We start from the raw sequence: 26,516 nt of genomic DNA, 5'->3' as shown, positions 1-26,516 counted from the left end.
GAATCGAGCCTTTAAAAACAAATTGGGGTGAAATCACCCCAATTTGATTTAAATTGAATTTAGGAAAACCCCAACAGAATTTAAAGCGCCAAAAAAAAGAGCTCGTTTTTTAACGAGCTCCAAGTCTCTAATTCTTTACTTTATTTACTATGCCTTTTCCATCCAATGAATCCCAAAACCAGTGCCGATGCCGCCAGTAAACCAATCCATATATAAAGATTTGTTTGTTGTCCTGTCTCAGGCGTCTGAGAATCAGACCCTTTTTTGATTGTAAAATAGGTCTGAATGGTGCCAGATTTAAACTCCATCCGAATTTCATGTTTTCCGGAAGATAAGGATTCCAGATAAGAAGGTTTTAAAGTAATGATCGTACTTCCCGAACGAACCTCATACATTGAAGGATCTAATTCCTGTTGATCAACCTTTACTCCAATAAAATCACTTATATTCGCATCCACGCTGAAAGTCAAACCTTCTTTTTTACCTTTTGACCACTCCACATTGGCGCCGTTCAATAGTTTTGGCAGCTTCGCAATGATCGTTTCATCAAGAGTAATTTCATGTTCCCCTTTTTCATCTTTAAAGTATTTTTCACAATCTGAACAATACCAGTATTCTATGTTTCCAGATGCATCCATGGTCGCCTTGTTCGCTTCCGTCTTAGTCAGAGTATGCCCTGTTGCCGAGATTACCGTATCGGAAAGCTTTATCTCTGTCTTGCCCTCTGCGTCACTGAAAATCTTCCCACAAGTCTCACACGTCCAGTATTCCTCATTTCCATCTGCTGTGCAGGTGGCGTCTTTCTTTGGAGTATGTACCATATCGCCATGTGTTACTGTCACGGAGCATGAGGCGCTTTTCCCACTGCCGTCCGCAGCTGTGGCGGTAATCGTGGCGTTGCCTGCGCTTATGGCAGTCACTGTTCCATCTTCACTTACCGTGGCAATGCTGGTATCGCTGCTTTTCCAGATCACATCTTGATTGGTGGCATCGGCAGGCTCTACTGTAGCAGTCAAAGTATCGCTGCCTTTTTCCTGTAAGGTCAGGCTGTCCTTGTTCAGCTTCACGCCGGTGACGGGGACCGAGGCGGGCTTCGCCTGCACCGTCAGGGTGGCGGTTTGGCTGATCACGCTGACGCCGCCACTGCCCGTCACAACACAGCGATATTGGTAGCCGTTCATACTGGTATTGGTGCTGTTTATGGTATAGCTGGCGTTGGTTTCGCTTTCGATATTTGTCCAGCTGCTGCCGTTGTCCGTGCTCTGCTGCCACTGGTAGGTCAGGGCTTCACTCCCTGCGCTGGCCTCCACAGTAAAGGTGGCGTCTTCGCCCTCGGTCACAGTGTAGTCATACGGCTGCTCGGTGATGTTTGGCGTCGTGGGCGTCGTGCCGTTGCTTAGTGTACCTTCCAGTGTGCCGCCGCTGGCGAGGATCGTGCCGTTGTTGGTCAGGTTGCCATTGCTGTTGAGGGTAGACCCCTCCGGGATGGTCAGGGTTTCGCCCTGGTTAATGGTGAGGCTCTCGTCTAGGGTGACATCGTCGTACACGGTGCCTTCCGTGCCGTCAAAGACGATGCCGGTACCTGATGGTGTAGGTTCATCGACACGACTAGCTTTGATCCCGCCGTTGGCCCGTACAATGGCATTATCGCTGACGGTCAGACTGGTAGTGGCACCGGTGGCTTGAGACGATTCCACATTGAACAGTATCCCATCGCTGCTCGTGCCGCCGCTGGCGGTCAGGCTGCCGCCATTGACGGCAAGGGAGAGCAGCGGGGAGTTGGTAGCGCTCGTGCTGGAATGCACATAGACGCCGGCGGCATAATTGCCATTGGTGCTGCTTGTGACAGCGACATTCTTGATGTTCAGGGAGGCGTCGCCACTTCCGCTTTTGACATATATTCCGTGATCAGAACCATATACTCCCAGGCTGCCATTATTTTCAACCGTAATAGTCAGAGTGGCGTTTGTACCATAGCTGGACGCGTTTATCTCTGCATTCAAAAAAATCCCATATAAGCCTGTGATGGTATTCTCACCAATCAGCTTTATGGTCAGGGAAACCGGCTGCCCGCTATGGCTCAGAGCATAGATCCCGGCACCAAAATTGCTATTGCTATCATCATATTTCCCCTGGATAGTCACATTGTGCAGTTCCAGAGTTCCTTGGACGTCATAGTATATATAGCTATCTCCCCCTGGCTGCGTCTGTTGTGAAGTCCAAGTTGTTCCGCCGTCGTCGGATGTCCAGTAGCCGGTGTCTGTGATACGGGTATTTCCGATCCAGAGAGTATCATAATTTAATGCCCATACTCTCGTTGGCATAAAGCTTAAAGTCAATATTATCGCTGTAAATAATGCAATTATGGTTCTACCTATCGTTTTCTTCATACCCTCTCACCTCCTGATTGTTTAGTATCTATTTAAATTATATCAGACCTGTCATAAGAGTTCATTCCTTTTCAAACAAAAGACAAAGCCCGCCACTGTCTGTTTTTCCTTGCGAAGATGACTCATCCTATAAAAAAAATCCTACCGCCACAGATACACGAATACTGCTTTCGTGTGTCCGCTTTAGTAGGATCCTCTAGTTTATAAGTCAAACGCTTCTCCCAACACCTGGATTGCTTTTTGTTTGTCTTGGGCATCGATTGTTAAAGAAATCGAAATCTCACTGGACGTGATCATATAGTAAGGAATCTCATTTTCTCTTAAAGTATTGAGCACTTTTGATGCGATCCCGCTATGCGTAGAAATACCCAAACCAACCAAAGAAAGCTTGATAAAGCCTAACATCCGTGTGACCGGATAATTTTCTCCCACCTTATCCATATTCTCCATGATCATTCGGCTCTGTTCTTCAGTACAGTAAAAAGAAAAATTAGCCTTTCCTTCATCATCAAGCTGCTGCGAGATCGTATCTAGATTGATGTTCAGATCAGCGATCACTTGAAACAAACGCCCCAAAAACACACCATCATTTTCGATGTGATTGATGCGCATGATCGCATAATCCTCTTTGACGCTGATTCCCGTGATCGGCATATCTTCTAAACGCTTCGTTTTTTCCATGATCCACGTTCCTTTCTTCCTGGCCCCCTCTAAAGCCTTTCCCAAATACAAGGGGACCCGATATTTTCCAGCCAGTTCTACGCTGCGAGTCTCCAAGACACCAGAGCCCAAACACGCCATCTGCATCATCTCAGAATAATTGATCTCCTTGAGTCGTTTTGCCGAAGGATACAGTCGAGGATCAATCGTATAGACCCCATTGACATCCGTATAAATGTGGCATTCCCAGCCAAGTTTGGCAGCCAAAGCCACAGCGGTCGTATCACTTCCTCCACGCCCCAAAGTCGTGATCTCCCCATTTTCCGTAGCCCCTTGAAAACCTGCAACGACAACGACCTTTCCTTCATCCAAGTGTTTTTGTACATTGGTCAGATCAATATCTTTGATTCTGGCATGGGCATGATGATGACTCGTAATAAAACCACATTGATACCCAGTCAATGAAATAGCAGGGACTCCCAACGCGTCGATCGCCATAGCCAATAACGTGATCGTCCGTTGCTCTCCGGTCGACAACAGCGAATCGAGTTCTCTTTTGTTTATCTGATTGGATACTTGTGAAGCCAGCGAGATCAGTTTATTGGTCATACCACCCATTGCGCTTGCGACAACGATCAATGTGTGTCCGGCCTCTTTCATCGCCTTGACATGTTGTGCAATGGCTTGGATCTGTTCGATCGATCCAACGCTGGTTCCTCCATATTTTTCTACAATTTTCATAATTACTTTCCTATAAAACCGGGTATATTTTATCATTCTGCCCTTGAATCCTCAATAAACAAATGCGCAGAAAAAAACGTTTACGAAGATGGGCTCTTCATAAACGTTTGTCGCTTACATTTTGATCAATTCGTATTCACGCGTTCCCAAGCCGATCTTTTCCGCATGGTCCAAACAACTTTTCCATTCCGACTCCGGCGCAGAATTCGTAAAATGATCATGATGATCTTCAAAATTCGGATCCTCCAAGTGCCTAGCCAATTGACTTCCCGGCAACGGTTTTGCAGCCATGCAGGCATCGACACAAGCCTGATCCAAAGCTAGCGGATCCCGAGAAACAAACATTCCGATATTCGGCAAGATAGGCACATCGTTTTCTCCATGACAATCACAGTTCGGACTGACATCCACGATCAAAGAGATATGCAGACAAGGTCTGCCATCGACTACCGCTTTGGTATACTCAGCCATACGGCAGTTTAAAAGCGCATTGGCCGCATCGTTATCAAATTTGATCGCATCAAAATTACATGCACCCAGACAACGACCACACCCCACACAATTCTCCTGATTCACATGCATTTTTCGTGTGGTTTCGTTAAATTCCAAGCCTCCATTGGCACACTCTTTCTGACATTGACGACAGCCGCGACAAGACGCCTCTACGATATGCGGCTTCCCGCTGCTATGCTGATCACATTTTCCGGCACGCGATCCGCATCCCATTCCAATATTTTTGATCGCCCCGCCAAAGCCTGTCATTTCATGGCCTTTGAAATGCGTCAAAGAAATGAATACATCCGCATCCATGATGGCACGCCCGATTTTGGCATTTTGGATATATTCACCGCCCTGAACAGGAACATCGATATCATCCGTTCCTTTCAATCCATCGCCGATGATCACAGGACAACCGACCGTCAAAGGCGTAAAACCATTTTGCCAGGCACACTCTAAATGCTCTAAAGCGTTTTTGCGACTGCCCGGATACATAGTATTACAATCCGTTAAAAACGGTTTGCCTCCCAATTCTTTTACAACATCCACAACCGCACGCGCATAATTGGGACGAAGATATGAAATATTCCCCAATTCACCAAAATGCATTTTGATTGCCACAAACTTTCCATCCATGTCCAGATTGGCGATTCCTGCACGGCGAAGCAATTTTTGAAGCTTTGTCGGCAATCCGTCGCCAAAAGCTTTTGTATGAAAATCCGTAAAATATACTTTTGCCTTTTCCATTTCTTTCACCTACCCTTTTCAAGCGTATTGTACTTAAGTCTTTTTCCAGAAACAATAGTTATTTCAAATAACTTTTTACTTGTTCCAAAACTTCTTCACTGCGCGCAACCACCATTAAATTCGGTGTGCAAACAAAAAAATCATCCCGCATCCAATAAGTTCCTTGGCAAGCCTTTAAAAAAGGAATCCCGCCGGCATAATCCCAACATTTGGCATTTTCCGTGACATAAAAGTCCAATTTGCCCAGCGCTACTTTGATGATTGCCAAGGCAGCACTTCCTAATTCCCGATGCCCTCGGGTGATTCGGCACAGATCAAAAAGTTTCGGATTCTTATGCATGGTAGCCATGCCCGCATCCCATACACTTTCAGATAAAGAACGGATCTCAGGCAGATCCTGTACTTGTATTCCATTGATATAAGCACGCTGATCAAATGCATGATAGAGAGTTTCTGACGCGACATCATAAACGATCCCCAAAACCGGCTCGGCATCTTCAAAATACCCCAATGAAATCGCATATCCCTCTTGCGAGTTTATAAAATTTGTCGTCCCATCGATTGGATCGATGATCCATACTTTTTTGCTCATCTCTTGTGTTCCTTCTTCTCCGATAAAGGTACAGTCCGGCGTAACTTCTCGAAGACATTGACGCAAAGCAATCTCCGTATTTTTATCCATTGATGTAACCAGATCCTGGATCCCGCTTTTCTGATCGATTTTAAAATTTCTCTGTCCCTTTAATTTCTGACCAATCTCTTGTACGTTTCTCAATATGATCTCAACCTGTTTGTTTTCCATGCGCATCCACCTCTTTTTCGCATTCATTGTATCATCAATTCTATGGTATGATGAATCTATGAAATTCGAAAAACTTATTCTTTCAAGCCCCGATCTGACTTTCTTGGAATCCGAATTGGCACACTATATCCTGGATCACCGCAATGAAGTGATCCAACAAGATCTGCAAACACTGTCACAATCTTCTTATACCTCGAGATCCACGATCCTTCGTCTTTGCAAGAAACTGGGATACCGCGGCTTCAACGAGTTGAAGATCCAACTGGCAAAAGAAAGTCTGGAAGATACAGATCACAATGCATCTTTTGATGTGAACTACCCTTTTCTCGCCCAGGATCCGCCATTAGAGATCGCCAGAAAGATCCAAACACTGTATCAGACAACGATCCAAGACACACTGGCCTGCTTAGCGGAACAAGACCTCTTGCGAGCCGCTCATCTTTTACACAAAGCAAAAGTGATCGATATCTATACCCATGCTCATAACACCAGCATAGCGCAATCTTTCCAAGACAAAATGATGACGATTCGACACATGGTCAATTTGCCGCTCTCCTTTTATTCACAACGCCTCTGTGCCTTGGCCAGCGATCCCAGCCATGTCGCACTATGCCTGTCCTATTCCGGCAAGGCCTCTTTCTTGGGACCGATCTTAAAAAAACTGAAAGAGAAAAAAGTGCCCGTGATCCTGATCTCGAAAGTGGGCCCCTATTCTTCGGCACGGAATACCGACATCCACCTTTCCTTAAGCGATAACGAACAATTGCGGGACCGCATCTCTCAATATGCCAGTCATATGGCCATGCAGTATGTGATCGATGTTTTATACGGCTGCATCTATAATCTGGACCGCATTCAAAATCAGCAGATCCTGAAAGATTCCATTGATTTTATGGACGACCGCTCAATCTAAAGCTTTCTTTAGCACAACCGATTTCGTGGCAATCTTTTTCTGAAAAAAAGCATCATGTTCCACCAAGATCATGGTCGGGCGACTCGCAAGAATTGCCTCTTCTATTTGAATCCGGCTGTAAATATCTAAAAAGTTGAGCGGTTCATCCCAGACATACAAATACGCCGATTCACACAGACTGCGTCCAATCATGACCTTCTTTTTTTGCCCATCGGAGTAAGACTCCAAATCTTGATCAAATTGACTTCTGGAAAATCCCATTTTCGAAAGAATACTAAAGAAAAGACTGCGATCGATAGCATACCTTTGAGCATATGCCTTTAGAGATCCCTGCAGATCAGAAGCATCTTGACCAACATAAGAAATCTTCAGATGACCCGCCATCTCCAGCAGCCCTTTGGTTTGGATTTCTTCATGACGAATCGCTCGAATCAATGAGCTTTTTCCGCTGCCGTTGTTTCCTTCCAAAAACATCCGATCTTGAACTTCCAGATCCCAGGATACAGGATCAAAGACAGACTCTCCATCGTAAAGAACAGTCAGATCTTTGGCATGGATCAACCGTTTTGAAGGAGGAATCAGGCACTGAAAAGTCAAAGGTTCTGTTGTTTCGACATCTTTGAGCAACCCCTTTTTTTGCGTTGCAGCCTCTTCTTTTCTGCGCATAATATTTTTAGAACGCTGCATCATTTTCGCAGAGCGATGTCCGACAAACCCTTTATCGGCCGCTCCGATCTTGGAAGCCTCTATACGGTCTGACCATCCTGCACTTCGAGATGCCGATTCCTGCAAGCGGCGAATGTCTTTTCGCAATCGTTCATTTTCGGCTTTTTCATGTTCTTGTTTTTGTTCAAAAGCAGAAAACCAAGCAGAATAGTTTCCGCTTTGTACATCGATCGAATGCCGGTTGATAGCCAAGATATGATCGACACAGCCATCTAAAACTTCACGATCATGCGACACCAGAATAAATCCTCGTTTTCTTTTTAAATAGGCGCTCAATACCTGGCGGGCATGACGATCCAGGTGATTGGTCGGCTCATCGATCAACAAAAAGTTTCCTGGCCGAACAAATAAGATTGCCAACATCACTTTTGTCTTTTCCCCTTGCGACAATGATTCATAGGGCCGCTCCAAAACCATGGGGTCCAGTTCCAGATAGGAAAATTCCCGTACGATCTGCCAATCTTCGGCCATCGAAGCAAGCTGCGACACGACCTGCCATGTCAGACAAGTCGGATCGGGTATAGGAAAAGGAAAATAATCAAAGGAGACCGAAGACGCTATTTTTCCTCTATATTCCAGATTCCCCAGCAGCAAATTCAAAAACGTCGTCTTTCCTCGACCGTTTCTGCCCACAAATCCCAATCTCCAATTCGTATCGATTGAAAAATTGACATGATCAAAGATCGGTTCGCTGCCATCATAAGAAAAACTAAGATCCTCCACTAATATCCTTGCCATAAAATCACCTCCGCTCATAAAAAAAACCGGCACAAACAGTACCGGTTTCTTCTTCTGGATGTTACATGAATCACTCGCTCAAACAAAACACACAAAAACGACAGAACTGTTCGTCACACCTTCTATTCTTTTGCTCCTCTTTGTTTGAACATCTTCATCTTATCACCAAAACCACTATAGCACGTCAAAAAACAAACATCAATATTTAAGCGTCGCTGCGTGCATAAGCGTTTTTCATCTGTTCACTTAACGCAAATAACACCTTATCTAACGTATCTTGTGCACATTCTTTGACCATAGCGCAAATATCTTCGTTTGCTGCTTCACAGATTTCCTGACGCCGTGATGGATCCGTGATCTTTTTAAGAGTTTCATCGGTTCTATGAACGATCTCATAAGCTTTGGCAGCCACTTTGTTTTGATAACGCTCTATCGTGTTATGGGATCGTTTATAACTGGCATCCGCCATAGCCGCAATCATCCGGCTCATCCAATAAAAGTTTTCCGTTGTCACTTTTGAAGTCGTATTCGCTATATAGTCCGGCATTTTTGACACTTGCGGGTATAAGGGAATCATCACATTGAATACATTGGATGCATAAGCGATCCACTCTAACGCTTCTTTGCCCGGCCGATGCTGGATCAAGCCTAAAAAGCTCGTGCGGTTCACTCCGATCGAGCGATACATTCCGGCACAAGAACGATCGCCATATCCTTTATAAGGATCATATGGCGTCCCTTGATAGGTAGAAGAAAGAATATATTTTACATCTTCTATCGTAATCTTTTTCTCCGGATGCATACACCACGGAAGATCATCCGATTCCGGTGTATAGTCTGCCCCTTCGCCTTCCCATTTTTTGGTATGAGGATTCAAAACCTTCTCGATATACCAGGCTCTTGGTGTATTGTATACATGATCCGCATCATCGCAAGAGCCAAATGCAGCCCGCGGATCAAACGAAGAATCCAAAGACAGATTCAGGTGATAACGATCGATAAAATCTTTCAAATCCTGTGAACACAAATGATTCTCTTTCTTTCCCAAGGCATCTTCCAAATCAAAAGCATCCATGCCAAACTGATTGGGCATTGCCACATAGACATCATCCGGCACTTTGCGGGCGATCCAGTGATGGCCCCCTATCGTCTCCATCCACCAGATTTCATCCGCATCCGAAAAAGCAATCCCGTTCATTTCATATGTTCCATATTTTTCTAGTAAGGCCCCCAGGCGAAGCACCCCTTCTCGAGCACTGCGAATATACGGTAAAACCAAAACCACAAAGTCTTCTTCACCAATCCCTCCCGGCGTCTGTGTTTCAGGATCATACACCACTAAAGGATCCGCTCCTAATACACGAGGATTGGATGTGATCGTCTCGGTAGCACTCATGCCGATACCGGCCTCGTTGATGCCGCAAGCAGCCCAGATTCCTTCGCCCTCTACCGCATTGGGCACGGCCGTGTAGCGCATCGCCTCTTCAGGCAGATCGATCTTCACATGCGAAAGTACACTTTCGTATTTTTGAGGCTGTGTATGAGGATGGACCACGATACACTTTTTTGCCGTATAAGATCCGGCCGCCGAATCATCGTTGCGCGCAATCATACAAGAACCATCGTAAGATGCTTTTTTACCCACTAATATTGTTGTACATGCCATATTATCATCCTTCCATTTTTTATTGGTCATCTACAGTATTATTCTCTGTCCTGTTGTCAAAGGCTGGATCCGTTTACCTAAACTTGTTTTTAATCGCTGATAAGAAAGCTTGCCGGTACAATGCCCGGTATAGACAAATTGGATATGTTCTTCAATGTATCGGGCCTGTTCTTGAACAAAGCCAGAGTCTTGTTCATCCTTCATATGCAGGCCTCCTACATACGCATAGATCGGACGTTTCCATTTGTGACGAATCGGCTCCACGATCTTTCGCAATCCCGCATGCGAACAGCTGTTGAAAAGAATCAATCCCTGCGGCGTATCAAAAACCAAGCTCAGCTCGTGTGAAAAAAGATCGGGTTCAAATTGATCCTGATTCTTGCGATACATTTTTTTCTTTAAAGAACTTTGCGGATCTTCATCGATTTCATCAAGGATCAAAGCGGCTTGTTCATCCAGTCGGATATCGTGATCGATCAGTTGAAATCGATCGCGATGCGCTTTGAGTTTTGGACTTAATCCGATATAGTGGATCTTTCCTTTTGAACCCGAATAATAGTCCTCAAAGATCGTATGAGAAGCCCAGATCTTGCGATCCGGATACTGGCTTAAATATGCCAAAAAACCATTGCCATGATCATAATGTCCATGGGAAAGAATCGTATGATCGATCAAATTCAGATCGATCTGCATCTTCTGAGCGTTCTTTAAAAAGCTTTCGCTTTGTCCTCCATCCAGCAAATACCGCTTGCCGGCTTGTTCAATCAAAAGACTGAGACCATGCTCCGCATAGAGATTCTGGGGTCCTGTGTTTTCTATCAATACTGTGATCTTCATTTTGTCCCTCTATTCTTTTTTGGTCAGGCGGATATTCAGATCCACATTTCCTTGGATCCCGGCAACCTGTCCAGTCTGAGAGTATTGCCAGATCGTAAAATTTTCCGTCATATCTGGCGTTTCTTGATAGGCGGCATACCAAATATTCTGATCAAGAATACGCTCATGATCCAGATGCTCATGCAGCCAAGTATAATTGCCGTACACCATCGATTCATAGCCAGCCTCTTCCATGGCATCACAAAATCCCAAGGCCAAATCGGTTTTTTCTTCCACACTCAAAGAATTGATTCGCCCCTGATCTGCATCAAAAATCTCCATATCGTAGACCACCGGAAGATCGAGTTGAATGCCTTCCAGTCTCTCCAAGACAAAATCAATCTCTTCTTGAAGCTCTTCTTGATCGATGGCGCTGGAATACCAATAGACTCCCAATTCTAATCCAGCCTCTCGAGCCCCTTGTATATTCGCAGAAAAGGTCTCATCTTCATGCAGCTGTCCTTCGATCCCGCCACGGTACCCAAGCCGGACAAAGACAAATTCCACTCCGTCATCGGCCACTTGATCCCAGTCGATGATCTGATTGTGTTCGCTGACATCGATCCCCCAAGACGTTTCATAAGACGGATCCTGATATGTCATGCGGTCTCCTTCTAAGACAAAAAGGCTGGGATCATAGACTTCCGGCTTTGAAAAAAAGACTTTTTGGATGCCTACTCCAATCATTATCAACAAAAACAAAGGGACCATCAACAACAGCAACACCCGGCCGAGTCGAAATTTTCTACGTTTCTTCATGGTACGTATTGTACCATTTTGAACTCCTTCTGAAAACATGATAGAATGAGAGACATGAAGCTTTATTATAAGGAAACAACCACAAAAGATCCTCAGATCCTCGATCTCTATCTCGATGCATTCCCCCCAAAAGAACGCGTCCCGTACGCGGACTTGTTGCGGTGGCCAGGTTCTCATCTTGTCGGCGTCTATTCCGATCCGGAACATACCAAACTGGCCGGAATGATTGACTATCTAGATTATAAAGGCATCTGTCAAGTCCGCTATCTTGCCATCGACCCTGCTTTTCGCAGTCATGGACTAGGCTCAAAGATCTTGGAATGGATCAAAGAAGAAAAAAAAGAAGCGGTCATTGCGATCGATGTGGAATCCGATCAAGTCGAATGCGATAATCTCGAACAGCGAAAACGCCGTAAAGCTTTTTACTATCGAAACGGTTTTGTCGACAGTCCGGATTCTTATCGCTGGAACGGAGATGTATTTGAGATTCTGGTGGCTAACGGCACCTTGGCCCCCGGCACCTTTGTGGCCCTTTGGAAAGAGCTTTTCGCCACCCAAGATCCCAATGAAAAACCCAAACGGGTATGATATACTGATGTCACATGAAAGGATGAGTTCCATGGAAACAAATGAAGGAAAAAATTTTATTGAACGAATCATAGATGAAGACCTGCAAAATGGCACCTATAGTTCGGTCGTGACCCGTTTTCCGCCCGAACCAAACGGTTATCTGCATATCGGGCATGCCAAGAGCATCTTATTGAACTATGGATTAGCCAAAGAGTATGGAGGAAAATTCTATCTTCGTTTTGACGATACCAACCCGACAAAAGAAAAAGTCGAATTTGTAGAATCCATCAAAAAAGATGTGGAGTGGTTAGGCGCTCACTATGATGGAGAAGTTAAATTCGCCAGCAACTATTATGATCAAATGTACGAAGCTGCCGTTAAGCTGATCAAAAAGGGCAAAGCGTATGTCTGCGATCTGGATCCGGATCAGATTCGTGCCTACCGCGGCACCCTGACAGAGCCCGGAAAAGATTCGCCGTACCGCAATCGTTCGATCGAGGAAAATCTTCAGCTTTTCGAAGCGATGAAAAACGGAGAATTTGAAGACGGAGCCAAAGTCTTGCGCGCCAAGATCGACATGGCTTCTCCCAATATCAATATGCGCGATCCGATCATTTATCGAATCGCCCGCCAAACCCATCATAATACCGGCGACAAATGGGTGATCTATCCGATGTACGATTTTGCCCATCCTATTGAAGATGCCATTGAAGGCGTTACGCATTCGATCTGTACTTTAGAGTTTGAAGACCATCGTCCTTTGTATGACTGGGTCGTTCGTGAAGTCGGATTTGAACAGCCGCCTAAACAAATCGAATTCGCCAAGATGTATCTGACCAATGTCATCACCGGAAAGCGATATATCAAACGCCTGGTTGATGAAAACATCGTAGATGGCTGGGATGATCCGCGCTTAGTCACGATTGCAGCCTTGCGCCGCCGTGGATTTACGCCTGAATCCATTCAAATGTTGATGAGTCTGATTGGCGTCACCAAGGCGAATTCCTCCAGCGACTACGCCTACCTGGAATATTGTCTTCGAGAAGATCTGAAGCCAAAAGCACCCCGTGTCATGGCGGTTTTGGATCCAATCAAGCTGGTGATCGACAACTATCCGGAAGATACATTTGAAATGGTGGAGGGAAGCATCAATATGGATGATCCAAACGCCGGCAAAAAGCAGATTCCTTTTGAAAGAGAATTATGGATCGAACGAGAAGACTTTATGGAAAATCCGGTCAAAAAATACTTCCGTCTTTTCGTGGGAAACGAGGTTCGTTTGATGAATGCATATTTTGTCAAATGTACCGGCTTCGAGAAAGATGAAAATGGAAATGTGACCGTAGTGCATGCGACTTATGATCCTGAGACAAAAGTCGGTTCCGGTTTTACCGGCCGTAAAGTCAAAGGAACAATTCACTGGGTGCCTGTCCATCATGCGATTCAGGCAACCGCTCGTCTTTATGAAAACCTCGTAGATGAGGAAAAAGGCGTTTATAACGAAGATGGCAGTCTGAATTTGAACCCGAATTCATGCACAGTCGTGGACACTTGCTACGTCGAACCATTTGTCAAGAACGCCAAAAAACAAGACAAATTTCAGTTTGTTCGAAACGGCTATTTCTGTGTCGACGAAAAAGATACGACCGATGACCATCTTGTCTTTAACCGTATCGTATCTTTAAAGAGTTCCTTTAAATTACCAAAATAAGGTTTGGAGATCCCAAACCTTTTTTCAAAGGAGATTGATTTATGATCCAAGATATCGCCCCTCATACTTTTGATAATGCCTTTCAAAAGATCTTGCCCTCACCCGAAAGCTATATTCTTTCTTTTCGAGGAAAAGAAGCGTTGAGTCAATATAAAAACGATCAGATTTGCTGCCCGCGGGCCAAAGAATTAGATCTTGATCTTTCGCAGGCGATCTACCTGTTTTCCATTGATCAAGATCCCTATTTTCTAGTCATGCATGTCCCGGAACAAAATCACTATGCCTACCACGAACTGCGCCCTTTGACACGCAGTGAGCCTCATCATTTCGGGTTTGCCTATGCGACTGGTTTTCATCTTTATGACTGGTATCGCAATCGCCGATTCTGCGGCCGATGCGGCAAGGCTCTCATTCCCAGTCAAACCGAAAGAGCTTTGGTTTGTCCGGCTTGCGGCGTCATCGAATATCCCCGGATCTTTCCGGCCGTGATCATCGCCCTGACCCACCAGGATCAAATCTTGTTAGCGCAATACCCCGGCCGTTCTAAACAAGTTTTATTAGCCGGATTTGTTGAGATTGGAGAAACATTAGAAGAGACTGTTGCACGCGAAGTCTATGAAGAAGTCGGACTTCATGTCAAAAATATCCGGTATTATAAATCACAGCCTTGGGGAATCGTCAGTGACGTCCTTGCCGGATTTTATTGTGAACTGGATCATGATGGCCCGATCCGCCTGGATACCAATGAACTGCAAACGGCTTACTGGATCTCGCGGGCCGACTTACTATATGGAAAAGAGAATCTGGATGGTTCTCTAACTTCTGAAATGATCTATCGATTTAAAATCAACGACTATCGTTAAAAAGCTGCGGATCGCCGCAGCTTTATTCTTGTATCGTAAAAGTAACAATTCCTTTAAAGACATCCCCATCTAAACAAACTTCAAACTTTCCGTTTTGAACTTCGCAAAAACTCTTGACAATGGCCAACCCCAAGCCGCTGCCTGGTTCATGCCGCGATTCATCCGCCCGAACAAAGCGTTCTGTGATATCTTCCGGATCGAAATCCAAAGGCGTTTTTGAGATATTCTGAATCGTAATCAACACTTGATTTTTTACTTTTTCGATTCTTATAAACACCCGCGTGTTCGAAAGCGCATATTTGGACACATTAGAAATCAGATTCTCAAAGATCCGCACCGTTTTATCGCCATCCAATTCGCATACAACCGGAGTATCCGGTTTACGCAAGACGGGAATCAGCTGCGCCTTCTCTAACAGTTTCTCATTTTCTACCAGGACTTGTTCCACCAAAGAAACAATATCCACCGGCTGAAAGCACAACTCAATGTTGCCGGAGTTGGCCTTGGAGACCTCAAAAAGATCTTCGATCAACTTGCTTAACCGGTCTGTATATTGATCCAGGCGCCCCAGGTATTCGCGTTTCTCCTCCTCTGAGAGATTAGGATCGTTCAATAACTCCAAATAGTTTTTAATGCCCGTCAGAGGCGTTTTCAAATCATGAGAAACATTTGTGATCAATTCCGTTTTCATGTTTTGCGAGCGGACTCTTTCTTTGATTTCCCCTTCAAAATCTTCTTGAAGCGTATCCAATCTTTCTTGCAGGGCCGGCAGGATCTGTGTTTGTTCTGCTTCCGAAATTGAAAAATCACCTTGTCCCATACGGTCCATGCGACCAAGCACTTTCCCATATTCATCCGTCAGTTCTTTCGCTTTTTTCACCAAGAAAAGATACGTACAAACGCCATAGATCAAAGCAAGGAACCAGCCCCAGAACAAAGACAGCAGAAAGACGATGATCGTATTAAGCAAAACGGCTTTAAAAATCAAATTTTTTACTTTTGAATCCAGATCATAATTCTTCTGATCTTTTAAATCCTTAACAATTTTATAGATATGTCCTCCCAGCCACGAATCTTCTTTCAAGAAGCGGATCGGCCCGGAACAAAGAGCATATTTGACATAATACAGACACATGCCGATCAGAACCATGGACAAGAAATAGGCGATAAAGTTTAGAGCTCCGACCCAGAGCGCCGGCAGCGGCAAACCAAATCGGGTCATCGCCGGCAAGAGTCTGCCGTCCAGCGTCAATCCAATACTATAGATTCCAAGCAAAAGAATCATCGAAGTGACAAACCCAAGAAACACCACGTTGAATTCAGCTTTCCATCCCAACAAGGTCTTAAAAGGCTGTACAAGGCTCAAAGAGCGATACGAAGCAATCAAGATGTAAAGACCCACTACTGCAGATCCAGCGAAAAAAGCTACCAGAGTAAATGGAGCCCATAAAGATTCATTATAGATGCAGTTATAAACCGTCCCTTTTTTCTCGTTCATCTCCTTTGGGATCCGGATCTCCACCTCTAAATTCGAAGGCGGTATAATCTGTAGATCCATAGAAGAATCATCTTCAAAGCCATAGGAATAAACGATATCATAGAGCGAGTAAATATAATCTACCGATAAAAAACTAAAATCCGGTACGCTCATCGTTCCTTCTTGCGTGAGATTGCCTGACTGATCATAATTCAGCACACCATAAAATAAACAATCTTCAATTGACAGATCTTCATCAAATTGACGCTCATCTGTTTTTTGGCCAGAATTTACCCGATAAAAGAAGTTCGGGTCATTATCTAACTCATAAGCAGCCCGGCGTACATTATCCTGGATAGCGCGATTCATCTGTTCCTGCAGACTTTCATCCTCACATTCTACCAAAGAATAGGAAGGATCCATATCCATCATCTTCCCAACGATCAGCCACTGAATATCTTCCACTAAATAGAAATCGACATCCTCTATATTTGAAGTAGCCTGCGGATTTAAACGAGGCATCAAAAAGGAAACGACTCCGGAACAGAGGGCACAGACCAAAAAGAAACCTGCCAGAAGCCGATAGCTCTTTTTCATCACGATTCCATCCTTTCAATTTTATAACCGATCCCCCATACCACTTTAATATACAGCGGCCTTTTCGGATCGGCCTCGATCTTCTCCCGCAGTTTTCGAATATGCACCATGATCGTTTCAGTATTGATGGCTTCTTCTTCCCATATAAGCTCATAGATCTGCTGGGCAGAATAGACGCGCCCCGGATTTTTCATCAACAATTCCAAGATCTTAAATTCTTTTGGCGTCAAGTGCACCAGTTTCCCGGCCACCCGGACTTCCTTGGTCAGCGGCTCCAGCTCCAAATCCCCCACGACATAACAGGAATCCTTGGATTCTTGTCCTTTTTTCAAAGCCAAGATCTGTTCATAACGACGCAGCTGAGCCCGTACCCGGGCAATCAGTTCTGTGGATGCGAATGGTTTTGTGATGTAGTCATCAGCACCAATGTTGAGCCCATGGATCTTATCGACTTCTTCGCTTTTCGCACTCAAAAAAAGAATCGGAAAATCATGCGTTTCTCTGGCTTTCATAACCATTGTCACTCCATCCATGACCGGCATCATGATATCCACAATGGCCAAATGAATATCCTCTTTCTCTATAAGCTCCAAGCCTTCTTTTCCATTGGCCGCATCGAACACCCGGTAGCCTTGATTTTTCATATAAATACAGATCGCTTTGCGAATCCCTGTTTCATCTTCCACAACTAAAATGGTATGCTCCATAATCATTCCCCCTTTGTCTACTCTATCATTCACAATTGACTAAAACAACCTGGCAACTCCTTGGATCAAAGAAGTCAGCCCTTGACTATACAAGATCAGTCCCAAAGGTTTGCACAACAAAATAATAGCGATAAAACGAACGTATGTCATTTTGGTCAAGCCCGCAATCATACATAAGATATCATCTGGAAATCCCGGAACTAAGATCGCAAAGCTGAAAAACCGGTCGAATTTTTTGCCGCGGTCCAGCCAGCCGATGTATTTATCGATTGTTTTTGGCTCTGCCACCTTGCGGATAAAAGGTTGCCCATATACTTTGACCAGCCAAAATACAATGATCGAACCGACACATAATCCGATATAATTCAAAATAAAACCGCCGATATTCCCAAAACAGATCACGCCAATCGCGCTGGTCACACCACCGGGGATGACAGGAATCACAGTCTGGAAGATTTGTAATCCCACGAACAGGACCGGTGCCAAGGCCCCGGAGTGCACCAACAGAGTCTGCAGCTTAGACGGATCCAATAAATAGCCTTCTTGAAACAAAAAGACAAAAAACCATAGACAGAACCCCGTCGTAACAATCGTCAAAAATGTAATCCATTTTTTAGAATCCGCCATCTGCTTCCTCCTTTTCACTATTAAGATAGCGAAAAAAAGTAAAGGCCTTTGGTAAAAAGTCTTAAATTTTTCTAAAGAAAGAAAAAAAGACTGGTCAAATTGACTCAGTCTTAGAATGAATATTGAAGCTTATTCAGTTTCTCTATCGTTTCTTCTGAAGTGAAGAAGCGATCCGGATCCATCGTTTCGAAGTAATCTTTAAACGATGCCAGAAAACTAGGGTGTTCTAACGACAATAAGATCACTTTCCCTGTATGGGTCATAAACTGGATAAAGCCCATAGAATCCGAAAGATTGACACGGATCCCATTGACGATGGTTCCCATGTTTTCTTTCAACAGTTTATATTCATATTGATTCGCCTTTTGAAGAAATCGAGAATAGATCCGTTTACGATCTTGCATCTTTAGCGGGGAATAAAGATCAAGCGGAAACTCATCAAAAACACCGGTTTCCATAAAACGCCTAATGCCATCCAGACTAAAGATCATCTGCGGATGGACTTGCGCATGGCGCTGGCATATAGCCGTTATATACTGATCCAGCAAATCAATGAATTTCTCTCTATCCGGAAGCTTTGGCGCCAGATACTTCTCAATTTCTCGTCTTGTCAAAAAAGGCATCAGACATGGCACTAACGAAAAATGGATCTCCGACTCTGTCTTGGCCTTCAATAATTCTTGATTCAGGCGCAGCTGAGACAAGCCATCTTGTACCGGGATCAACAATAAATTGGTTCGGTTCCATAACCCATCAAAGGTCTCTGCCATAAAAGCAACCATGTCCGGATCCTGATAAAAGATTCCTTCCTTATAGTCTTCCGATAGCTGCAAAGCGTACTCCGAAGTAATGACCCAATATGGAAAGGGCGGAAAATGGGAACGGATCGATTCTCCTGAGTAATAATAAGAAGTTTGATAGTCAATCAGCCGATCCGAAAACTGAGCATACACGGAAACCACTTTCGATAGATACAGGAAGTTCTGATCATTTTTGTAATCGGCTGCATTCTCATAGCGGACAAAGGGCAAGATGTGTTTAACTTGCGTTCCTGCAGTCAGCTGCGAAAACAAGTTTTCAAAGCCGGGGAGTTCTGGTGTCCCTAAAAAGCGGATCGTACCTTTTCCGCTTTCTTTTTCTCGTTCGTTGATTTGATACAGAAGATGTTCTAAATGGATTCCGTTAGCTCTCAGAGGGATCACCGACCGATTCAGATTCGGCAGATCGCTCGCCTGAAAAGAAGGCATTTCGATCAAAGACGGATTGGGATCAAACGACTCCAGAAACAGTTGTACATTTTTGCGGCGATAATAGCGCTGCGGACTGATCAAAGAAATGGAATAGAGCTCTAAAAGCTCATTTAACTCATAGGGAGAAAGTTCCAAATATTTTCCCATGCGAATCACCAGGTTCTTCGATGGTGCATTTCGCTGGCCTTGAATGATCTTATGTAAACTGGAACGATCGATGGAAAGATATTTCGCCATCTGAAATTTATTGACTTTTTTCTCATTCACATAACTTTCCAACATTTGAGAAAACTCAGACATAGACAAACCTCCGTTTAGTCTTTTTCTTTTAATTCAAATAAGATGTCGCGCAGCTGGGCAGCTCTTTCAAAATCAAGCGTACGCGCTGCTTCACGCATCTCTTTTTGAATATTCTCCAAAAGAACTTCTTTTTGTTTTGCCGGCATCTTCTTTTTCTTAAGATAGCGGGCAGCCATTTCTTTGGTCTCTTTAGAGCGCACGACATCGTGTATAGGCTTGATGATCGTCTTGGGCACGATCCCGTGTTGTTTATTATAGGCGATTTGGATCTGTCGGCGCCGGTTTGTTTCATCGATGGCATAACGCATACTTTCCGTTATCGTATCCGCATAGAGAATGACTCTTCCCTCGGCATTTCGTGCGGCCCGGCCAATGATCTGGATCAAAGATCGCTTGCTGCGCAAGAACCCTTCTTTATCCGCATCCAGAATCGCAATCAAAGAAACTTCCGGAATATCCAAACCTTCACGAAGCAGATTGATCCCCACCAACACATCGTATTTTCCTTGACGAAGATCATGAATGATCTCGGTTCGTTCAATTGTGGTCACTTCATGATGTAGCCAAGCCACCTTCAGGTCCATTTCTTTCAGATAAGCCGTCAAATCTTCGGCCATGCGTACAGTCAAGGTCGTGATCAGCGTCCTCTGTCCTTTTTGAATGCGGTCTTTGATTTCATCCACCAAATCATCAATTTGACCTTCGATAGGGCGAACTTCCACTTCCGGATCCAGCAGTCCCGTTGGCCGGATGATCTGTTCGATCACTTCCTGATTTGTCTGTTCCAATTCCCAATCTCCCGGAGTAGCCGAGACGAAGATCGCTTGATCGATCAGCCCTTCAAACTCGTTAAAGCGTAAAGGACGGTTGTCCAAAGCGCTCGGCAGACGAAAGCCATATTCAACCAGGACTTCTTTCCGGGCCCGGTCTCCATTATACATCCCGCGAATCTGCGGTAAAGAGACATGACTTTCATCCACGACCAAAAGAAAATCTTTCGGGAAATAGTCAAAGAGGGTATATGGTCTTTCCCCCGGCTTGCGGCCGTCGATGTGCCGGGAATAGTTTTCGATCCCCGGACAGACTCCGAATTCCCGCAACGCTTCGATATCATAACGACAGCGCTGTTCCAGGCGTTCCTTTTCTAAGGGCTTTCCTGCCTTATCAAAATAATCCAAACGCTCTTCCAGCTCTTCTTCGATCGTATGGGCGGCTCTTTCCATCACATCCATGCTGGTGGCATACCCATTGGCAGGATAAATTATATAAACAGAATAAGCCTGTTTCACTTTACCGGTCACCGGATCGACTTCACAGATCCGCTCAATTTCATCATCGAACAGCTCGATACGAATCAAGTAAGAATCCGTATGACCCGGTGTGATCTCGATCACATCGCCGCGGACTCGAAACGTACCGCGCAAAGGATCCGTATCATTGCGCTTATACTGCTGATTGACCAAAGCTGTCAAAAGCGCCTTGCGCTCGATTGCTTGCCCGGTTCGCAAAGTAAAGATCATATCCCGGTATTGATCCGGATTGGAAGCACCATAGATCGAGGCAACACTGGCGACAATGATTGTATCGCGGCGTTCCAGCACCGAATTTACCGCGGCCATTCGAAGCATGTCCAGTTCTTCGTTTGTTTTTGTGTTTTTATCGATATACGTATCCGTTTTCGGAAGATACGCTTCTGGCTGGTAATAATCAAAATACGAAACAAAGTACTCTACCCGATTATGCGGAAAGAACTCCTTGAATTCCGAGTACAGCTGCCCCGCCAGCGTTTTATTATGGGCAAACACCAGCGTCGGGCGATTGACGGCCGCAATTACATTCGAGATCGTAAATGTCTTTCCGGTCCCTGTGGCCCCCATTAATACTTGATATTTTTTATGCTCTTGTAACCCTTGGACCAAAGCCTGGATCGCCTGAGGCTGATCCCCGCTTGGTTTATAATCCGATACCAATTCAAACTTTCCCATATGCCTCATTATACAATCATCTACGATCAATCTCAACGCATACAAAAAGTGCTGTCCTAAATTCAGCACTACAATGTTTCAAACCAATTTTGTATCTTTTCTTTGTCGCCGGTTTTCATCATCGCCAACATCAATAAAATCCTGGCTTTATGTGCCGGGAATGTAAAAGCGGAAATCGTATCGTGATCGGGATCAAAGAAAGCAGAATCAAAGACGATTCCTTTTGGCACGCGGCTGGCGCGAACGATCAAGTGATCTTTAGCCAGTTCATGGATCGTTTTTTGCCAAACCTTGGAATAATTCCCGCTGCCACTGCCGGCAATTACCAAACCCTTCGCATTTTGACATAAGGCACGAAGAGTCTCTTCATCGCCATCACAATGCCAATACGCGATATTGACTTTTGGAAAGTGCTCGATCTTCAAATCCGAAAAAGGCGATGTCAGAGTATGTGCCCGTTTTGAACGGTTTAAGAAATATACTTGGTCATCGCGCATATAACCTAACGAACCAAAGTGATCGATTTCAAAGGCGTCCGTTTTATAGCTGTTGGTTTTGCGAATATCCCGGCCCGAATAGATCGTATCCGAAAATACGGCCAAAACACCTGCTCCTTTAGCCTGATCGCTTGCGGCCAGAGCCACTGCCTGGTATAAGTTCATCGGACCATCGGCACTGGCAGAGGTGGCAGGGCGCATCGAACCGGTCAAAACGATTGGAATGTCGGTATGAAGAGTCAAATTCAAAAAAAAGGCCGTCTCTTCTAATGTGTCTGTCCCGTGCGTCACAACGATTCCATCTGTTTGAGGATCCTTTGCCACTTCATGGATCTGGTCGCGTAATTTGATCCACCGCTGCTGATTCATTTCATTACTGTCAACATTGCACAGCTGGATCGTCTGGATCGAGGCTAGAGATCGTATCGCCGGAACACTTTTTAAGATCTCTTCTACACTGAATCTTCCTGCTGCATATTCTGCTGCCTTGCCAAATTCGCCGCTGCCGGCTATCGTTCCGCCCGTTGCGATGATCACGATATGTTTCATATTTTCACTTCCTATCGCTACGATGATACCTCTTTTCTCTTTTAAAAGAAAGCAAGATTTTTTATACTGAAGACAAAGAAACATAGAGGTATAGGGGAGAAAACGAATGGAAGATAAAAAAAATATTACTTGATAATATTGATAGAATTCATACCACTGAAATGGGAGTGGATAGAATAAAAAGAAATCTGAAAATAGATACAGATGATGTTGTTGAGTATTGTAAAAATAAGGTGCTTAAGAAACAATGCAACATAAACAAACAAGGTAAAAATTGGTATTGCGAAGTTGAAAATATCAAAATCACTATCAATTCATACAGTTATACCATTATCACGGCCCATATTGTTTAGTAAATCCTATCTATTTTGTGATAAATGAGAAACAATGGGCTTTGGAATGCCTGAATAAAGGTACAACCCGATTACACAAGATTTGTATCCTTGTTCTAAAATTGATAAGATACAAGCATGATCGATGTAAGAGTTTTAAAAAAACTATGCCCAACCTATTCTTTCCTTCATTTGGATACGATTGACAGCACCAATGAATATCTGAAAAGCCGCCTCGACCTTTTTGAAAAGACAATCGTGATCGCGGAAGGCCAGACCCAGGGAAAAGGGCGAAACGGGCGTTCCTTTTATTCTCCAAAAGGCTGCGGAATCTATATGTCTTTGTTGATCAAGCCCCAAAACGATCCGAATACAATTTTTGATCTGACCGGAATTGCCGCCTTGAGTGCCCTCAAAGCGATCCAGACGGTATATGGAATCACGCCTTCCATCAAATGGCTCAATGATCTTATGGTGCAAGATCAAAAAATAGCCGGCATCTTGTGTGAAAGTCTCTTCTTCGGGAACCAGATGAAAGCCATGATCTTAGGAATCGGCATCAATGTTCACTCTTTCAAAAAGCCCTTAGACATCGCCTCTATTGCGGCATCCATCGAAGATTTTGTGCCCATAAAAAAACCTCGCTCGATCTTGATTGCGAAGTTTTTACATTCTTTTGATGACTATCTGGCTGCTCCTGACAAGGCCTTGGAAGACTATCGAAAACACTTGGCTTATGTCAACCAGAAAGTCTATATTCACCAACAAGGCCAGACGCGCTCAGGAATCGTACGCGGTATCGATGATCACTTTCATTTACTTATCGAAAACTCCCAAGGTCAATCTGAATCTCTGGTTTCCGCCGAAATCTCGATTCGTCCCTGAATCCAGTCGTGAAGCTGTTTAGCGCAGGTTTCCTGATCCATACGATCTTTTAAAGCCAAGTCAACAGGCTTTCCGTATTCGATTTTTAGATTGCGCGATACCTTCTCATTCACATCCAGTATATAAGAATGATGCAGTACAACGGGCACAATGACCGCTTTCGCCATATATGCCGGCAACAAGGCCCCAGCTTTGAATTCATGCATTCGATCCGCTTTTGACCGGGTTCCCTCAGGAAAGATCAATAAGTTCTTTCCTTTTTTTAATTGTCGGCTTGCTTCCCGAAGCATATGCACATTGCCCTCTCGGCTTTCTCGGTCAAAATGCAGCGTTCCGATATTTTTCGCCCATTGACCAAAAATCGGCATTTTCTCATTTTCCTTTTTGGAAATAAAAGCTACAGAAACCGGACAGCTTGCCAAAATCAAGGCCGGATCCAAAGTTCCCTGATGATTACATACAAAATAGATCGTACGATCTTTCGGAATATTATTCTGTCCTTGAATCTCTAAATGAAGTCCTAGGACTTTTAAAATCAGCCGGCTCCATTTTTTTAACCGCACTTGACTTTCTTCTTCCGTTTTTTTCGCATAGATCAAAGAACTCAGCCAGGCGGCCGGAAGAAAAGGCAAAGCTTTGACCATATAGATCTTGCGCATCTAAGCTGCCTCCTTTTGAATCAAGGCGACAGCCATGGCATAATTTCCGTCGTGCGAAATTGAAATCTGGATCTTGTACCCTTCATAATGGATCTCTTTTTGAGGATCGATTTCGATTTGCGAATAATGCAACGGAATCGGCAAAGCTTTTACGATCGCTTCACGAGCCGCAAACCGCCCCGCCAAGAACTCTGCCTGCCGATGTCCGGCAAAACTCTGGTAGCGCTGATATTCGTTCTTGCTAAGGATTCGTTTGGCCAAGCTGTCTTTTTCCTGAAGACGATCGATTTGGACAATGTCACAACCGATTTTAGGCATCATACTTCCTGCAGCGCACATAAGATCTCCCCTGAGGCTGCCTTTTCATCCCCTACTTTGGCTTCGCAGCTGGCGATACAAATACCGCCGATCTGGCGTTTGAACTGCACCGTCATCGTCAGTACATCCCCGGGAGTGACCGGGCGAGAAAACCGCATTTTATTGATTCCGGCAAACAGAGGAAGTTTTCCGGCATTGGCGGGATCTTTTAATAATAGAACTGCACCGGTCTGTGCCATGGCTTCTACGATCAAGACGCCCGGCATCACGCTTTTTTGCGGGAAATGACCTAAAAACTGCATCTCATTGGCACTGACACATTTGATTCCGACAATCGTTTTCGTTTCTTCCTCGATGGATTCGATGCGATCCACCAATAAGAACGGATACCGATGAGGTAAGATCGCTTTGATTTCTTCATTTGTCAGCCGCATAGTCAGTCCTCCCATTTCTTAAAGATCAAGGAGGCGTTATGTCCTCCAAACCCTAAAGAATTGCTCATTACATATTGGAGATCCTGATGACGTCCCTGATTCGGCACGATATCCAGGTCGCATTCCGGATCTTCTTGTTCGTAGTGGATCGTCGGCGGAACAAAACTTTGTTCCAAAGCCTTGACACTGATAATCGCTTCAATTGCGCCGCTGGCCCCTAGCAGATGTCCGGTATTGCTTTTGGTAGAAGAAACAGCCAAGTGTTTCGCATGTTCCTGAAAAGCCAGTTTGATCGCTTTGGTCTCTGTTTTATCATTCAGCGATGTGCTGGTTCCGTGGGCATTGATATAATCGATCGCATCCGATGGAATCCGGGCATCTTCTAAAGCCTGCGTCATCGCCTGAGCCCCTCCAGAACCATCATCTAAAGGTGCCGTAATATGATGGGCATCACAACTGGATCCATATCCGACGATCTCTGCGTAAATTTTCGCATGGCGAGCCTGCGCATGTTCTAATTCTTCCAAAACCAGCATGCCCGCTCCTTCTCCCATCACAAATCCGCTTCGCCGGGCATCGAATGGTATGCTGGCGCATTGGGGATCTTCCCCCGTATGCAAGGCTCGCATCGACTGAAAACCGGCAATGGCCAATGGAGTGATGGCTGCTTCTGAACCCCCTGCCAACATGCAGTCTTCATAGCCATCCCGAATGCGGTGAAACGCTTCCCCGATCGCATTGGAACTGGCTGCGCATGCCGTTACGATACAAGTCGTGGAGCCTTTCAAGCCCCAGTCAATCGCCACTTGTCCGGCGGCCAGATTGGACAATGCCATAGGGATAAAGAAAGGCGAAACTCGAGATGGCCCCCGTTTGTCCAAAGTTTGAGAGGCTTGCTCGATCGATGCGATTCCCCCGATTCCTGAAGCTAAAACACACCCAAAACGATTCGCATTATCTGGATCCCTAGAAAACCCGGCATCCTCCATGGCTTGTTTGGATGCGATACGGGCAAACTGGGTGAACCGGTCATTGAACTTCAGATCGCGCTTGGAAAAATAAAGCTCCATATCCAAGTCTTTGACTTCACCGGCCAGTTTAACTTTATAATCGCTCGTATCAAAACATGTGATTTGATCGATTCCGCATCGTCCTTCTTCTATGCTTTGCCATAAAGCAGCTACATCATTTCCAATGGGAGAAACACATCCCAATCCTGTGATTACGACTCTTCGCATA

General features: G+C 44.7%; 24 protein-coding genes. 6 read left to right on the top strand and 18 right to left on the bottom strand.

The window, feature by feature from the left end; translation table 11 throughout:
- Nucleotides 1–140 precede the first annotated feature (140 nt).
- The 4 genes from HNQ43_RS09260 to HNQ43_RS04710 form a co-directional block, all read right to left on the bottom strand.
- The gene (locus HNQ43_RS09260) at nucleotides 141–2,390 is read right to left on the bottom strand and encodes an Ig-like domain-containing protein (RefSeq protein WP_183375280.1); all 2,250 of its coding nucleotides are present in this window, start codon (nucleotides 2,388–2,390) and stop codon (nucleotides 141–143) included.
- Nucleotides 2,391–2,591: 201 nt separating this feature from the next.
- Entirely contained in the window at nucleotides 2,592–3,791 is a 1,200-nt protein-coding gene (locus HNQ43_RS04720) for an aspartate kinase (protein ID WP_183375279.1), read from the bottom strand.
- A gap of 114 nt (nucleotides 3,792–3,905) precedes the next feature.
- Nucleotides 3,906–5,036, bottom strand: coding sequence for a DUF362 domain-containing protein (locus HNQ43_RS04715; RefSeq protein ID WP_183375278.1), 1,131 nt, complete (start codon nucleotides 5,034–5,036; stop codon nucleotides 3,906–3,908).
- Between the two features lie 58 nt (nucleotides 5,037–5,094).
- On the bottom strand, nucleotides 5,095–5,838 hold the full coding sequence (locus tag HNQ43_RS04710) for an inositol monophosphatase family protein (RefSeq protein WP_183375277.1): 744 nt from the start codon (nucleotides 5,836–5,838) through the stop codon (nucleotides 5,095–5,097).
- Nucleotides 5,839–5,896: 58 nt separating this feature from the next.
- Here HNQ43_RS04710 and HNQ43_RS04705 point away from each other — a divergent pair, with 58 nt between their 5' ends.
- Nucleotides 5,897–6,751, top strand: a complete 855-nt coding sequence (locus HNQ43_RS04705) for a MurR/RpiR family transcriptional regulator (RefSeq protein ID WP_183375276.1) — start codon at nucleotides 5,897–5,899, stop codon at nucleotides 6,749–6,751.
- Here the strand turns inward: HNQ43_RS04705 and abc-f are convergent.
- The 4 genes from abc-f to HNQ43_RS04685 form a co-directional block, all read right to left on the bottom strand.
- A complete protein-coding gene (abc-f, locus tag HNQ43_RS04700) occupies nucleotides 6,743–8,215 on the bottom strand; it encodes a ribosomal protection-like ABC-F family protein (protein ID WP_183375275.1) in 1,473 nt (490 codons plus the stop codon). The two genes, HNQ43_RS04705 and abc-f, sit on opposite strands and share 9 nt — an antisense overlap.
- 205 nt (nucleotides 8,216–8,420) lie before the next feature.
- Nucleotides 8,421–9,881 (bottom strand): C69 family dipeptidase, encoded by a 1,461-nt coding sequence (locus HNQ43_RS04695; protein WP_183375273.1) that lies wholly within the window; start codon nucleotides 9,879–9,881, stop codon nucleotides 8,421–8,423.
- 30 nt (nucleotides 9,882–9,911) lie between these two features.
- Nucleotides 9,912–10,718 (bottom strand): MBL fold metallo-hydrolase, encoded by an 807-nt coding sequence (locus tag HNQ43_RS04690; protein ID WP_183375272.1) that lies wholly within the window; start codon nucleotides 10,716–10,718, stop codon nucleotides 9,912–9,914.
- A gap of 9 nt (nucleotides 10,719–10,727) precedes the next feature.
- Complete coding sequence (locus HNQ43_RS04685; RefSeq protein WP_183375271.1) at nucleotides 10,728–11,555, bottom strand: glycoside hydrolase family 25 protein; 828 nt, start codon at nucleotides 11,553–11,555, stop codon at nucleotides 10,728–10,730.
- Between the two features lie 15 nt (nucleotides 11,556–11,570).
- Here HNQ43_RS04685 and HNQ43_RS04680 point away from each other — a divergent pair, with 15 nt between their 5' ends.
- The 3 genes from HNQ43_RS04680 to nudC are packed head-to-tail and all read left to right on the top strand — an operon-like array spanning nucleotide 11,571 to nucleotide 14,660.
- The gene (locus HNQ43_RS04680) at nucleotides 11,571–12,104 is read left to right on the top strand and encodes a GNAT family N-acetyltransferase (protein WP_183375270.1); all 534 of its coding nucleotides are present in this window, start codon (nucleotides 11,571–11,573) and stop codon (nucleotides 12,102–12,104) included.
- 31 nt (nucleotides 12,105–12,135) lie between these two features.
- Nucleotides 12,136–13,797, top strand: coding sequence for a glutamine--tRNA ligase/YqeY domain fusion protein (locus tag HNQ43_RS04675; RefSeq protein ID WP_183375269.1), 1,662 nt, complete (start codon nucleotides 12,136–12,138; stop codon nucleotides 13,795–13,797).
- A gap of 41 nt (nucleotides 13,798–13,838) precedes the next feature.
- Nucleotides 13,839–14,660 (top strand): NAD(+) diphosphatase, encoded by an 822-nt coding sequence (nudC, locus tag HNQ43_RS04670; protein WP_183375268.1) that lies wholly within the window; start codon nucleotides 13,839–13,841, stop codon nucleotides 14,658–14,660.
- A 22-nt stretch (nucleotides 14,661–14,682) separates the two neighbouring features.
- Here nudC and HNQ43_RS04665 read toward each other — a convergent pair whose 3' ends face one another.
- From HNQ43_RS04665 to HNQ43_RS04640, 6 genes are all read right to left on the bottom strand, one after another.
- Entirely contained in the window at nucleotides 14,683–16,734 is a 2,052-nt protein-coding gene (locus HNQ43_RS04665) for a sensor histidine kinase (protein WP_183375267.1), read from the bottom strand.
- A complete protein-coding gene (locus HNQ43_RS04660) occupies nucleotides 16,734–17,441 on the bottom strand; it encodes a response regulator transcription factor (protein WP_183375266.1) in 708 nt (235 codons plus the stop codon). Before HNQ43_RS04660 ends, HNQ43_RS04665 begins: the two co-directional genes overlap by 1 nt.
- A gap of 39 nt (nucleotides 17,442–17,480) precedes the next feature.
- Nucleotides 17,481–18,068, bottom strand: coding sequence for a TVP38/TMEM64 family protein (locus tag HNQ43_RS04655; protein ID WP_183375264.1), 588 nt, complete (start codon nucleotides 18,066–18,068; stop codon nucleotides 17,481–17,483).
- Between the two features lie 110 nt (nucleotides 18,069–18,178).
- Complete coding sequence (locus HNQ43_RS04650) at nucleotides 18,179–19,618, bottom strand: helix-turn-helix domain-containing protein (protein ID WP_183375262.1); 1,440 nt, start codon at nucleotides 19,616–19,618, stop codon at nucleotides 18,179–18,181.
- 14 nt (nucleotides 19,619–19,632) lie between these two features.
- Complete coding sequence (uvrB, locus tag HNQ43_RS04645; protein WP_183375260.1) at nucleotides 19,633–21,603, bottom strand: excinuclease ABC subunit UvrB; 1,971 nt, start codon at nucleotides 21,601–21,603, stop codon at nucleotides 19,633–19,635.
- 68 nt (nucleotides 21,604–21,671) lie between these two features.
- Entirely contained in the window at nucleotides 21,672–22,649 is a 978-nt protein-coding gene (locus HNQ43_RS04640; RefSeq protein WP_183375258.1) for an asparaginase, read from the bottom strand.
- A gap of 113 nt (nucleotides 22,650–22,762) precedes the next feature.
- Here HNQ43_RS04640 and HNQ43_RS04635 point away from each other — a divergent pair, with 113 nt between their 5' ends.
- Together HNQ43_RS04635 and HNQ43_RS04630 are read left to right on the top strand one after the other, a co-directional pair.
- Nucleotides 22,763–23,002 carry a DUF3781 domain-containing protein gene (locus tag HNQ43_RS04635; protein WP_183375291.1) on the top strand — a complete coding sequence of 80 codons (240 nt, stop codon included), beginning with the start codon at nucleotides 22,763–22,765 and terminating at the stop codon, nucleotides 23,000–23,002.
- A gap of 117 nt (nucleotides 23,003–23,119) precedes the next feature.
- Nucleotides 23,120–23,866: a biotin--[acetyl-CoA-carboxylase] ligase gene (locus tag HNQ43_RS04630; RefSeq protein WP_183375256.1), complete on the top strand. Its 747-nt coding sequence runs from the start codon at nucleotides 23,120–23,122 to the stop codon at nucleotides 23,864–23,866.
- On the opposite strand, the gene HNQ43_RS04625 is transcribed toward HNQ43_RS04630, so the two are convergent.
- The 4 genes from HNQ43_RS04625 to fabF are packed head-to-tail and all read right to left on the bottom strand — an operon-like array spanning nucleotide 23,821 to nucleotide 26,515.
- On the bottom strand, nucleotides 23,821–24,525 hold the full coding sequence (locus HNQ43_RS04625) for a lysophospholipid acyltransferase family protein (protein WP_183375254.1): 705 nt from the start codon (nucleotides 24,523–24,525) through the stop codon (nucleotides 23,821–23,823). The two genes, HNQ43_RS04630 and HNQ43_RS04625, sit on opposite strands and share 46 nt — an antisense overlap.
- The gene (locus tag HNQ43_RS04620; RefSeq protein WP_183375252.1) at nucleotides 24,526–24,846 is read right to left on the bottom strand and encodes a holo-ACP synthase; all 321 of its coding nucleotides are present in this window, start codon (nucleotides 24,844–24,846) and stop codon (nucleotides 24,526–24,528) included. It lies immediately after the preceding gene.
- Nucleotides 24,843–25,277 carry a 3-hydroxyacyl-ACP dehydratase FabZ gene (fabZ, locus tag HNQ43_RS04615; protein ID WP_183375250.1) on the bottom strand — a complete coding sequence of 145 codons (435 nt, stop codon included), beginning with the start codon at nucleotides 25,275–25,277 and terminating at the stop codon, nucleotides 24,843–24,845. The genes HNQ43_RS04620 and fabZ overlap by 4 nt, the downstream gene beginning before the upstream one ends.
- A gap of 2 nt (nucleotides 25,278–25,279) precedes the next feature.
- Nucleotides 25,280–26,515 (bottom strand): beta-ketoacyl-ACP synthase II, encoded by a 1,236-nt coding sequence (fabF, locus tag HNQ43_RS04610; protein WP_183375248.1) that lies wholly within the window; start codon nucleotides 26,513–26,515, stop codon nucleotides 25,280–25,282.
- Nucleotide 26,516 lies beyond the last annotated feature (1 nt).

The sequence above is a fragment of the Faecalicoccus acidiformans genome, from assembly GCF_014202635.1.
In the GTDB taxonomy this organism is placed as follows: domain Bacteria; phylum Bacillota_I; class Bacilli_A; order Erysipelotrichales; family Erysipelotrichaceae; genus Faecalicoccus; species Faecalicoccus acidiformans.
Note: the sequence above shows the minus strand (reverse complement) of the source record. Positions and strands in the feature narration are given on the sequence as shown.